Origin of the sequence: Pararhodobacter sp. CCB-MM2, from assembly GCF_001691415.1 — a bacterium.
In the GTDB taxonomy this organism is placed as follows: Bacteria; Pseudomonadota; Alphaproteobacteria; order Rhodobacterales; family Rhodobacteraceae; genus Pararhodobacter.
Genome location: NZ_LRRR01000002.1, coordinates 170,095 through 182,221 on the forward strand (window position 1 = coordinate 170,095; position 12,127 = coordinate 182,221).

The 12,127-nt window shown below is 67.0% G+C and carries 8 protein-coding genes; 6 read left to right on the forward strand and 2 right to left on the reverse strand.

Features of this window, described 5'->3' with window-relative positions; all coding sequences use genetic code 11:
* Window positions 1–30 precede the first annotated feature (30 nt).
* Together BCY78_RS03715 and BCY78_RS03720 are read right to left on the reverse strand one after the other, a co-directional pair.
* Window positions 31–1,284: an ATP-binding protein gene (locus BCY78_RS03715; RefSeq protein WP_068298039.1), complete on the reverse strand. Its 1,254-nt coding sequence runs from the start codon at window positions 1,282–1,284 to the stop codon at window positions 31–33.
* Window positions 1,281–2,006 carry a response regulator gene (locus BCY78_RS03720; RefSeq protein ID WP_068298041.1) on the reverse strand — a complete coding sequence of 242 codons (726 nt, stop codon included), beginning with the start codon at window positions 2,004–2,006 and terminating at the stop codon, window positions 1,281–1,283. The genes BCY78_RS03715 and BCY78_RS03720 overlap by 4 nt, the downstream gene beginning before the upstream one ends.
* Before the next feature lie 316 nt (window positions 2,007–2,322).
* On the opposite strand from BCY78_RS03720, the gene BCY78_RS03725 reads away from it, so the two are divergent.
* From BCY78_RS03725 to BCY78_RS03750, 6 genes are all read left to right on the forward strand, one after another.
* Window positions 2,323–3,525, forward strand: a complete 1,203-nt coding sequence (locus tag BCY78_RS03725; protein ID WP_068298044.1) for an efflux RND transporter periplasmic adaptor subunit — start codon at window positions 2,323–2,325, stop codon at window positions 3,523–3,525.
* 6 nt (window positions 3,526–3,531) lie between these two features.
* Window positions 3,532–6,648 (forward strand): multidrug efflux RND transporter permease subunit, encoded by a 3,117-nt coding sequence (locus BCY78_RS03730; protein WP_068298045.1) that lies wholly within the window; start codon window positions 3,532–3,534, stop codon window positions 6,646–6,648.
* Window positions 6,645–8,012, forward strand: a complete 1,368-nt coding sequence (locus BCY78_RS03735) for an efflux transporter outer membrane subunit (protein WP_068298048.1) — start codon at window positions 6,645–6,647, stop codon at window positions 8,010–8,012. The genes BCY78_RS03730 and BCY78_RS03735 overlap by 4 nt, the downstream gene beginning before the upstream one ends.
* 440 nt (window positions 8,013–8,452) lie before the next feature.
* On the forward strand, window positions 8,453–9,169 hold the full coding sequence (locus BCY78_RS03740) for a GntR family transcriptional regulator (protein ID WP_083194802.1): 717 nt from the start codon (window positions 8,453–8,455) through the stop codon (window positions 9,167–9,169).
* Window positions 9,166–11,064, forward strand: a complete 1,899-nt coding sequence (locus BCY78_RS03745) for a TRAP transporter fused permease subunit (protein ID WP_068298051.1) — start codon at window positions 9,166–9,168, stop codon at window positions 11,062–11,064. Before BCY78_RS03740 ends, BCY78_RS03745 begins: the two co-directional genes overlap by 4 nt.
* Before the next feature lie 41 nt (window positions 11,065–11,105).
* Window positions 11,106–12,083 (forward strand): TAXI family TRAP transporter solute-binding subunit, encoded by a 978-nt coding sequence (locus tag BCY78_RS03750; protein WP_068298054.1) that lies wholly within the window; start codon window positions 11,106–11,108, stop codon window positions 12,081–12,083.
* Window positions 12,084–12,127: the final 44 nt, after the last annotated feature.

Here is a 12,127-nt window from a genome sequence, read left to right on the forward strand (position 1 = left end):
GACAACGGAACCGCGCGCGAGGCTGTCGGCCTAAGGGGCGATAGTCAGCTCCACGCGCTGTTCCAACCCGCCCGAGGGGCGATTACTGATCGTCACCGAGCCATTCAGCCGCTCAAGGATGCTCTGGGTGATCGACAGCCCGAGGCCCGCGCCCGGCACCGTCCGGCGGCGGGCCGGATCGGCGCTGAAGAAGGGCTCGAACACCTGCTCCAGCAACGCCTCGGGGATGCCGGGGCCTTCATCGGTGATGCGGATCACAGCCTTTCCGTCGCGGGCGGAGAGATGGACTTCCGCCCCCCCGCCATGGGTCGCGGCGTTGATGATCAGGTTGCTCAGGGCGCGCCGCAGCGCGATCGGTCCGGCGCGGACCACCGGCGCCGCCTCGATGTTCAGACGCACCGCATGGCCAGCGGCGCGAAGATCCTCGACCACGCCGCGCAGATGCGCATCAAGCTGGATCTCCGCCCGATCCTCGTTGCCGGTTTCCTCGCGCACGAGGCGGATGGCGCTGTTGGCGATGCCTTCCAGTTCGGCCAGATCCGCCAGCCATTTCTCGCGGTCGGTGTCGTCGCGGATGAACTCGGCGCGCAGCCGAAGGCGGGTCAGCGGCGTGCGCAGGTCATGGCCCGCGGCAGCGACCACGCGCATCCGGCTGGCGATGGATTTGCGCAGCCGCGCCGACAATCGGTTGATCGCCATCGCCGTCTGCTTCACCTCCATCGGGCCGGCCTCGGGCAGGGGCGCCGGCACGCCGTCGGTGCCGATCGTCAGCATCGTGTCATGCAGCAGCTTCAACGGCACCGTCACCCGCCAGGCCGCATAGAAGGACACAAGGCCGGTGCCGATGGTCAGCACGCTGAGCCAGATCACCAGCGCGTCGAAGCCGCTGCTCTGCGAGCTGAGGTCGGGGATCACGACGCTCATCCACTGCCCGTTCGACAGCGCCACCAGCGCCGTCGCGCCGACGAGGCCGGGTCGATAGAGCACCTGCAGGTCGCGCTCGAGTCCCAGATCGGCCAGCATGCCGCGCAGCATCTCGGTCGCCTTTTCGTCCGGCGTGCCGGTGAGGGGCGCGTCCTGAACCACGGCCCCCAGCAGCGCCACGCTGGCCGGATCGCGCTCGGCCGCTTCGGCCAGACGGTCGATCTGGTCCGCGATCGGCGCCATCATCGCGGCGCTGAGGCGGGGCTCGATGATCGCCATCATCAGGGCGACGGCCAGAAGGTTGATGACCAGCACCGAGACCACCAAGAGGCAGGCAAGGCGGAAGCGGATCGAGTTCATGTCGCGGACGGCTGGTCGTCGGTGGCCGAGGGGCTCAGCACCAGCTGGTAGCCGCCGTTGCGCACGGTCTTGAACACCGGCCCCTCCACCGCGACCGAGAGTTTGCGGCGCAGGCGGCTCATCAGGACGTCGACGGAACGGTCAAGCGGGTCATGATCGCGCCCGCGGGTCAGATCGAGCAGAAGCTCGCGCGACAGCACGCGGCCGGGGCGTTCAAGGAACACATGGAACAGGTCGAACTCGGCCGAGGTCAGCTCGATCTCGGCCCCGGTGCCATCGGTCACCCGCCGCTGGGCCACGGTCACGGTGATGTCGCCCAGCCGATATTCGCCGGCCTCGGGCACCGGGCCCGTTTCGGGCGTGCTGCGGCGCAGGACGGCCTTGATCCGGGCGACCAGCTCGCGCGGGTTGAAGGGCTTGCCGAGGTAATCGTCGGCGCCAAGCTCCAGCCCGACGATGCGGTCGATCTCCTCGCGCAGTGCGGTCAGCAGGATCACCGGGATCTTCGGCGTCTGGTCGCCAAGCGCGCGGCAGATCTCCAGCCCCGAGCCATCGGGCAGCATCACGTCCAGAACGATCAGATCCGGCCGCGCGCGCGCCAGTTCTGCCCGGCACTCGGCCCGGTCCTGCGCAATGCGCACGCGGAAGCCCTGCTCGCGCAGATAGCGCTGCAGCAGGGTGCGGATTTCGGCGTCGTCATCGACGACGAGGATCGAGGCCATGCGATCTCCTGATCCGGCGGTCACGGGGCAGCGGAGCCTTGGCCCGCCTCGGCCCGTCTTACACGATGGCACCGAGGGTGAAGAGGAGATTTGCATCCGAACGTTGCTGCACTGCGGTCAGAAACATTCAGACACAAATCTCTCTGCGCAGAAATGTTATGTAACATAACAGACCTAAACAGGAAACGCAGTCTGCCTATCTCTCCCCGGAAGGTTCCGGTGCGTACATCCGCGCTTCCTCTCGCCATGCCCTTCGACATCGACGGCGGGCGGGTCGCGTGGTCCGCCCCGGCAACAAGACGGAACAGAGGGAAACATGGTGTACTCAACCGCTTATCCGGCCAAGGCCCGGACAGGTCTTGCGTTGGCGCTCGGGGCCTTTTTGGCAGGGGCGGCGACGACCGCCGTCGCGCAGGGCGCGCCGGACCAGATGCCGCCGACCCCGGTGGGCGTGATCACCCTGCAGCCCGAATCCGTGCCGCAGCTCGCGATCATCCCCGGACGGGCCGTCGCGGCGGAATCGACGGATATCCGCCCGCGCGTGTCCGGCATGATCACCGAGATCCTCTATGCCGCCGGGCAAGAGGTCGAGGTCGGCACACCGCTGTTCCGCGTCGAAGCCGCCACCTACGAGGCCAGCCTCGCACAGGCGCAGTCGCAGGTCGCCTCGGCGCAGGCCGCGCTGCGTGAGGCGCAATCGGCCTTCGAGCGCGCCGAGCGTCTGGTCGGCACCGGCACCACGCAGGCCAATGTCGACAGCGCGCGCTCGGTGCTGGATCAGGCGCAGGCGGGGCTGGCAGCGGCCGAAGCGGGCGCAAGGCTGGCCGAGATGGAGCTCGGCTGGACCACGATCACCAGCCCGATCGCCGGCATGGCGGGGGTGGCGCAGGTCTCGGTGGGCGATCTGGTCTCGGCCGGTCAGGCCACGGCGCTGGCGCGGGTGACGCGGCTTGATCCGATCGAGGTCGATCTCTTCGGCCCGGTCGCGCGGCTGCAGCAGCTGGTCGAAAATCTGGGTGGCGGCGCCGAGGCGCAGAACCTGCGCGCGACGCTGATCCTGAACGACGGCACCCCCTATGCCACGCAGGGCGAGCTGGTCGCGCCGGGCTTCGAGGTGTCGATGTCCACGGGCGCCATCGACACCCGCTTCCGCTTCGAGAACCCCGAATTCCGCATCCTGCCCGGCATGTTCCTGCGCGGCCAGATCGAGATCGGCCGCACCGAGGGCTTCCTCGTCAGTCAGGCGGCGGCGACGCGGGACCGGCAGGGCAATCTCAGCGTCTGGCTGCTTGAGGAGGGCGCGGCCCAGCCGCGGCAGGTCACCGATGTCGGCAGCTACAATCATCACTGGATCATCACCGAGGGTCTGACCGCAGGTGACCAGCTGATCGTCGACAATTTCGGCCGCCTGCAGCCCGGAGCGCCGGTGCAGCCGGTGCCCGCGCGGGTCGACGAGTACGGCATCGTCCACACGCTGCCCGCCGACGCCGCAACCGACGCGCCGGCCGCGACGGAGTAACCGGGCATGGCGCAATTCTTCATTCACCGGCCTGTCTTCGCCTGGGTTCTGGCCATCGTGACCATGGTGCTGGGCGCCATGGGCCTGATGCGCCTGCCGATCGCCCAGTACCCCGAGATCGCGCCGACCACCGTGCAGATCCGCGCGGTCTATACCGGCGCCTCGGCCGAGATCGTCGCGGATTCGGTGACCACGGTCGTCGAGGATGCGATGACCGGCATCGACGGCATGATCTACATGACCTCGAGCTCGGCGCCCGGGTCGGCCACCGTCTCGCTGACCTTCGACGACAGCATCGATCCCGATATCGCGCAGGTGCAGGTGCAGAACCGTCTGCAGCTGGCGCAGGCGCAGCTGCCGACCGTGGTGCAGCAGAACGGCCTGTCCGTCGCGCGCTCGACCTCGTCCATTCTGATGGTCGCCTCGATGACCAGCGCGGATGGCAGCATCTCGTCGGTGGAGCTGGGCGACATCGCCGCGCAGATGGTCGAGGACCCGATCTTGCGCACCCCCGGCGTGGGCTCGATCCAGTCCTTCGGCGCGGGCTATGCGATGCGCATCTGGCTCGATCCGATGCGGATGGTGCAGTATCAGGTCGTCCCCTCGGACGTGATGGCCGCCGTGGGCGAGCAGAACACCAACGTCACCGTCGGCACCTTGGGCAGCCAGCCCGCGCCGCAGGGGCAGCGTCTGACGATCCCGATCTCGGCGCAGTCGCAGCTGTCCACGGTCGAGGAATTCGAGGGCATCCTGCTGCGCGTGCTGGAGGACGGCTCGACCGTGTTCCTCGGCGATGTGGCCGACATCTCGATCGGTCAGGACATGTACGACTTCGCCACGCGCTACAACGGCAGCCCGGCGACCGGCTTTGCCATCAACCTCGCCACCGGCGCCAACGCGGTCAGCACCGCCGAAGCCGTCCGCGCGACGCTGGACCGCATCGCCCCCTCGCTGCCCGAGGGCGTCGAGATCGTCATTCCCTACGACACCTCGCCCTTCGTCGAGAAATCAATCAGTCAGGTCTACAAGACCCTTCTGGAAGCCGTGGCGCTGGTGTTCGTGGTGATCCTCGTGTTCCTGCAGAACTGGCGGGCGACGCTGATCCCGGTGATCGCCATTCCGGTCGTGCTGCTGGGGACCTTCGGCATCCTGTCGCTGTTCGGCTTCTCGATCAACACGCTGACCATGTTCGCTTTGGTGCTGGCGATCGGCCTTCTGGTCGATGACGCGATCGTCGTGGTGGAAAACGTCGAGCGCGTGATGGAGGAGACCGGCCTCGGCCCCGTCGAGGCCACCGAGCGCAGCATGAAGGAGATCACCTCGGCGCTGGTCGGCATCGTCACGGTGCTGTCGGCGGTGTTCCTGCCGATGGCCTTCATGACCGGCTCGACCGGGGTGATCTACCGGCAATTCTCGGTGACGATCATCAGCGCGATGGTGCTGTCGCTGGGCGTCGCGGTGATCCTGACGCCGGCGATGTGCGCGACGATGCTGAAGGCACGCAAGCACGGCGGCGGCTTCTTCCTCGCGCGGTGGTTCAACACCGGGCTGGACCGTCTGACGCGCGGCTATGGCAGCAGCGTGCGGACGCTGGTGAAGCGGCCGATCTTCATGATCCTGCTGCTTCTGGGTCTGAGCTATGTCACCTTCGACCGCTTTCAGGCCCTGCCGTCGTCCTTCATCCCGCAGGAAGATCAGGGCGTGCTGATGGCCATGGTCGAGGCTCCGCGCGGCTCGACCATGGCGGTGACCGAGGCCCTTCTGGGCGATGTGGAACGCCATCTGCTCAGCGCCGAGGCCGAGAGCGTCGAGGCCGTGTTCGGCATCGTCGGCTTCTCGATGTCGGGGCCGGGGCAGAACGGCGCAATGCTGTTCGTGAAGCTGAAGGATTACGAGGACCGCACCGGCCTCGCGGCCGCCGATCTGGTGAACCGGCTGAACGGCTATTTCTACATGAACAACCGCGGCGGCATGGTCTATTTCCTGCAGCCGCCGGCAATTCAGGGGCTGGGCGCCTCGGCCGGCTTCTCGATGTACCTCGTCGATCAGGCCAACAACGGCCCCGAGGCCCTGTCCGACGCCGCCGACCGGCTGGTCGCGGCCGGCATGGCCGACGGGCGCGTGACCAACCTGCGCGGCAACAGCGCGCCGTTCCAAAGCGCACTGCGGCTCGACATCGACCAGCAGCAGGCGCGCGCCTATGGCCTGTCGATCACCGAGATCAACGCCATGCTCTCGGTGATCTTCTCGGGGCGCGAGGTCAACGACTTCACTCTGGGCAACGATCTGCGCCCGGTGATCGTGCAGGGCATGACCGACGCCCGCTCGGCGCCCGAGGACATCGACCGCTGGTACGCCCGCAACACCGCCGGCGAGATGGTGCCGTTCTCCGCCTTCTCACGGCAGGTCTGGGACGATCAGGCGCAGGGCATCTCGCGCTTCGGCGGCACCGGCGCGATCGAGATCAGCGGCGAGGCGGCAGCGGGCCTGTCGTCGGGCGACGCGATGCTGGCAATGGAGGAATTGGTGGCGGATCTGGGCGGCGGCTATGCCGTGTCCTGGACCGGGCTGTCCTATCAGGAGCGACTCTCGGGCAATCAAGCGCCGATGCTGTTCGCACTGGCGGCGCTGGTGGTCTTCCTCGCACTGGCGGCGCTTTATGAAAGCTGGTCGGTGCCGTTCTCGGTGATGCTGGCGGTGCCGATCGGCATCCTCGGCGCGGTGCTGGCGGCGCAGACCTTCGGTCAGTCGAACGACGTCTACTTCAAGGTGGGCCTTCTGACGACGATCGGGCTGGCCGCGCGAAACGCGATCCTGATCGTGGAGTTCGCGCAGCAGCTCTACAAGGAGGGCAAGCCCCTGCGCGAGGCCGCGACGCAAGCCGCGATGATGCGCCTGCGGCCGATCCTGATGACCACCTTCGCCTTCATGCTGGGCGTGCTTCCGCTGGCCATCGCCAGCGGAGCCGGGGCCGCGGCACAGCACTCGATCGGCATCGGCGTTCTGGGCGGCATGACCTCGTCGGGCGCGATCGGGATCTTCTTGGTGCCGGCCTTCTATGTCGCCATCCTCGCCCTCGTCGAACGCTTCGGTCGCAAGACCCGGAAGGACATCGCGCAATGACCACCTTGATCACCCGTCCCGCCGGGGCGCTTGCCGCGCTTGCGCTGTTGTCGGCCTGTGCCATGAGGCCCGACCCCTCGGTCCGGCCCGACCTGCCGCTGCCCGCCACCTATGTCGAGGGCGATACGCTTCCCGGCGGCGACCTGGCGACCCGCGCCTTCTGGTCCGATTTCAACGACCCGATGCTCAGTGCGCTGATTGCCGAGGGGTTGAACGCCAACCTCTCGGTTCGGGCGGCGGAGGAACGCATCCGCGCCGCTCAGGCCGGGCTGCGGGGCACCGGCGTGCTGGCCAGCCAGTTCGGCGGCGAGACCTCGGTTGCGACCCTGCGCAGCGATCCCGGCACCGGAGCGGCCACGCGGCTGGAAACCGGCACCCTGAGCGCGGGATTCGTCCTCGACCTGTTCGGTGGCGGGCAGCGCCTACGCGAGGCCGCCGGCGCCGCGCTTCTGTCGGCCGAGGCCGGGGCGCAGACCGCCCGGCTCGCCTGGATCGCCGAGGTGATCGCCGCCTATGGCAACGCCCGCTTCTATCAGGAGAGCATGGCCCTGACGCGGCAGACCCTCGCCTCGCGCGAGCGGACGGTCGAGATCACCCGCGGCATCATCGCCGCGGGCGGCGCCACCCGGTTCGAGCTGTCGCAGGCGCAGGCCGAGCTCGATCTGGCCCGCGCCGATCTGCCGACCTTGCAAGCCGCCTTCAACGCGCAGGTCTTCGGGCTGGCGCTGCTTTTGGACCGTCCCGCCGCGCCATTGGTGGCCGAGATGCAGCGCGGCGCGGCCATGCTGCGCGTCCCGGCGACACCCCGCGCCGGTGTGCCCGCCGATTTGTTGCGCAACCGCCCCGACGTGCGCGAGGCCGAGCATCAGCTGCAGGCGGCAGTCGCGCGGGTGGGGGTGGCCGAGGCTGATCTCTATCCCTCGCTGTCGCTGATCGGCAATGTGAGCAGCAACAACCCCGGCAGCGACAGCTGGAGCTTCGGGCCGCAACTGTCGCTGCCGCTGCTGAACCAAGGCGCCCTTCGGTCCGTCCGAGACACCCGTGTGTCCGAGGCCGCGCAGGCCGAGATCACTTGGCGTGGGGCCGTGTCGCAGGCGGTCAACGACGTGCAGACCGCGCAGTCCAATCTGCGCAACTTCCGCCAGCGCACCGACCTGATGCGGCGCGCGGACCAATCGCTGCAGGAGGCCTATGGCCTGGCGGAGCAGAACTTTGCCGATGGTTCGCTGCTGCTGTTGGATCTGCTGCAAGTCGAACGCTCGCGGGCACAGGCGCGGCGGGGTGTGGCCAGCGCCCAGAACGACGCAGCGCAGGCCTGGGCGCAGCTTCAGATCGCACTGGGCGCCGGGTCGGCCCTGCGTTGATGCCGAAACCGAGGGCGCAGCGGGGGCCAATTCCCGCTGCGCCCTCGGTCGCTGATCCCTTGCTCCGACAGTTTCGGATGGCCTGCCATCGGGGTATCCCGGCGCTTCTGGGCCGCTGACTGACTGCCGAAGGCCGCAAGTCGGAAGTCCGGGCGACCATGCGGTTTCCGTTGATGGAAGGGTGGCCCGCTCGATCCGCGATCTCAAAAGATCGCCGATCACAGGCTGCATATATTCTAGCTCATCTGAGAAAAAACCGTGTCTTTGCAATGCAATGACCGGTTCTTTCGGTTGCACTTTTACCCCTCGAAATCGCTGAAGACACGCCCGGACCGCGCCTTGCGGGAATCTTCGTGTTGACAGGTTTTTGAATCATATTACGGTAGATTGTAATACGGTATACGCAACGCCGTGCTCTGCGGTTCGCGATCGGAGGCCCTTTGGACACGCTTTCTCCCCCGTCATCTCCGGCCTCGCTGCGGGTCGATCGCAACCGCAAGACCCTGCGCGCACAGGTGCAGGATGTGATCCGGGACGCGATCCTCGACGGGCTTCTGCCGCCCGGCCAGAAGATCGTCGAACGCGAGTTGTGCGATTCGACCGGCGTCAGCCGCACCATCGTGCGCGAGGCTTTGGCGAGGCTTGAGGAGAAGGGCCTGTTGGGCCGCGACCCGGCAAACCTGCTGATCGTCGCGGTGATGACCGAAGGCGAAGTCGCCGACATCTACGAGATGCGCGCCGCTCTCGAGGCGCTGGCCGCGCGACTGTTCACCCAACGCGCCACGGACGCGCAACTGGCCCAGATCGCCGCCTGCTCGACTGCGCTTGGGACGGCCTTCGACAGCCAGCGTCTGGCCGAGATCCGCGCCGCGACGACCCGGTTCTACGACACCCTGCTGGAAGGCTCGGGCAACCGGGAAATCGCGCGGGCGCTCAATGCGATGATCGACCGGATCTATTTCCTCCGCTCGCAATCGATGGCCGATCTTGAACGGCACGCGGCCTCGCTGCGCGAGATGCAGGTCATCGCCGCCGCCGTCTTGGCCCGAGATCCCGACGCGGCCGAGAAAGCCACCCATGACCATGTCGCGGCCGCTGCCGAGGCCGCAATGCGCCAGCTGCGGCGCCTGAACCTGAAAGGAGACCGCCCCGAATGACCGAGATCGAGGCAAGGACCGAGCCGCGCTCGGGCATGGACTGGCTGTTGACCGGGGTCGGCATGACGATCTTCGGCTACATGGTCTATGCAACGCTCTACGGGCCGTATCGCACCACGATCGTGCATCTGGCCCTGTTCGCCTGCGCGATGCTGTTCATCGCCTTCCTTGATCGCGCGCGGTCCAAGACCCCCTTGGTGCGGGGCCTGCAATGGGGGATGGATCTGGCCTTTGCCGCCGGGACGCTGGTGACGATGGGCTATGTCATCCTCAACTTCGAGCGGCTCATCAACCTGTGGGGATCAAGCTTCCTGACGCCCATGGATGTGGCCATCGGCGTGGCGATCATCGTCATCGCCCTTGAGGCCTCCCGCCGCCACTCGCTGATCCTGTTCGGCTTGGGCGTCTTCGGCGTGGCCTACATGCTGTGGGGGGCCCACTTCCCGGGCGTGATGCAGCATTCGGGCATGGACCTGAAGCGCATGATCTATCTGGTTGCCTATACGACCGAGGGGTTCTTCGGCACGGGTCTGGGGGTGGCCGCGTCCTATCTCTTCATGTTCATGATGCTGGGTTCGGCACTGCAGGCGACCAAGACCGGCGATTTCATCATGAAGGTGGCGAATGCCACGACCGGTCGTCAGGTCGGCGGCGCCGCCAAGAGTGCGATGATCGCCAGCGCCGGGCTCGGCACGATGGTGGGCTCGTCCGTGGGCAACGTGGTCGCCACCGGCACCTTCACCATCCCGCTGATGATCCGCACCGGGTTCAAGCGCCATGTCGCCGCGGCGGTCGAGACGAACACCTCGGAAGGCGCGCAGCTTGTGCCGCCGATCCTGGGCGCAGCCGCCTTCATCATGGCACAGCTTACGGGCATTCCCTATGCCACGATTGCCGTTGCGGCGATCCTGCCGGCGATCCTGTACTACCTGTCGCTGTTCTGCGTCGTCCATTTCGAGGCCCGCAAGGCCGGTCTCGCCGGTATCCCCGAGGACGAGATCCCCAGCTTTCGCGATGCTTTCCGCGACGGATGGCATCTGCTGGTCGCCCCGGCCGTGCTGTTCTACCTGCTGATCGCCGAGAGCTACACGCCCTCCTACGCCAGTGTCATCGCCATCGGGATTGCGATGGTCTGCGGGCTTGCGCGCAGCGTCTCGCGACTGCCGCTGTCGCAGGTTCTGGACCATTTCGACAGCGGCGCCCGCCAAGCCGCCGCGATCACGGCGCTGATCGTGTCGATCGGCATTCTGCAGGCGGCCATCGTCACCACGGGCCTTGGTCCGCGCATCGCCGATATCATCCTGTCGATCAGCGATGGCTCGCTTCTGGTGACGGCGCTGCTGGCCGTGGTGGCGGCAACGCTTCTGGGCATGGGGATGCCGACGCCCATCGCCTATCTGCTGCTGGCGATGTTCACGGCCCCCGCGCTGACCGCCGCCGGTGCACCGCTTCTGGGCGCGCATATGTTCCTGTTCTACTTCGCCATCAAATCCGGCTCGACCCCGCCTGTCGCGCTGGTCGCGGTGGTGGCCGCCGGGATCGCGCGCGCGAATTGGTGGCAGACCGCGGTCACCGCCTTCATGCAGGCGATGCCGGGCTTCATCATCGCCTTCATGTTCCTGTTCTCGCCCAGCCTGCTGCTGCAGGGCGAGCCGATGACCGTGGCGGTGTCCGCCGTTTCGGCCGCGATCGGCGTCTTCGCACTGGCCGCGGCGGTGCAGGGCTGGTGCGCGGGCCGCATCACGCTGCTGGAGCGTGCGCTGCTGGCCACCTCGGCGCTGTCGCTGATCAATCCGGGCTATGCCACCGACCTGATCGGCATCGCAATGGTCGGCCTGATCTACCTCCGGCGCGCGCGGATCTACCGCGCCGCCACCCTCGCCCAGCCGGGCTGAGACCTCTCCAACACAACAACCAAACATAGGGAAACACAGCCATGTCCAACACCAAGATCACCACCGGGGCCCTGACCCTGACGGCGCTGCTGGCCACCTCGGGGTCTGCCGTTGCGCAGAGCCAGCTGTCGATCGGATCGAGCAGTTCGGGCTCGGGCCCCTATATCAACGGCGCCGCGATTTCCGAGGTCTTCAACGGCGCGCAATCCGACTACCGCATGTCGGTGCAGACCACGGGCGGCTACCGCGACAATCTGGGGCTCATCCTGGGCGGGCAGGTCGATATCGCCCTGAACACGCTGATCGATCTGGAATTCGCCTATAACCAGCGCGGTGATTTCGCCGAGGTGCCGATGGCCGAGGCCTTCTCGACCCTGCGCCAACTGTTCATCTTCAGCGTCGTGCCCGAGAACTTCTTCGTGCGCGCGGATTCGGGCATCACCTCGCTCGATGAGATCCGCGGCCATGCGATCAACATCAACACGCCCTCCAGCTTCACCTACGGCCTGAACATCGCGCTTTTGGAAGCCGCCGGTCTGACCACCGAGGATTTCGAGGCCGGCACCGTCTCGACCGGGCAGGTCTTTGACGAGATCCGCAACGGCGTCTTCGATGGTGGTCTGCATGTCTATCAGGTCGGTCTGGCCAATGCGCAGCAATTGTCCTCGACCGTCGATGTCAATTACATCGGCTTCGACGACGACCTGATCGCCCGCCTGAACGAGGCCTATTACGATCTGCTCGTGCCGTTCGAAGTGCCCGCAGAGACCTATCGTGGGCAGGACGAGCCGGTGAACACCTTCGGTCTGGCGCAGGTGATCTTCACCGATGCCGATGCCGACGAAGAGATGATCTATCAGTTCACCAAGGCGTTCTGGGAAAACCTGCAGGCGCTGTCCGAAAGCAACACCAGCTTTCAGGGCCTGACCCTCGAATTGGGGGCGCGCCAGAACACGGTGCCGATGCATCCCGGCGCGCTGCGCTATTTCACCGAGATCGGGGCGATCGCCGCCGAATAATCGACCGCACCGGGTTGGGACCAAAGCAAAGCGGCCGATCTCGG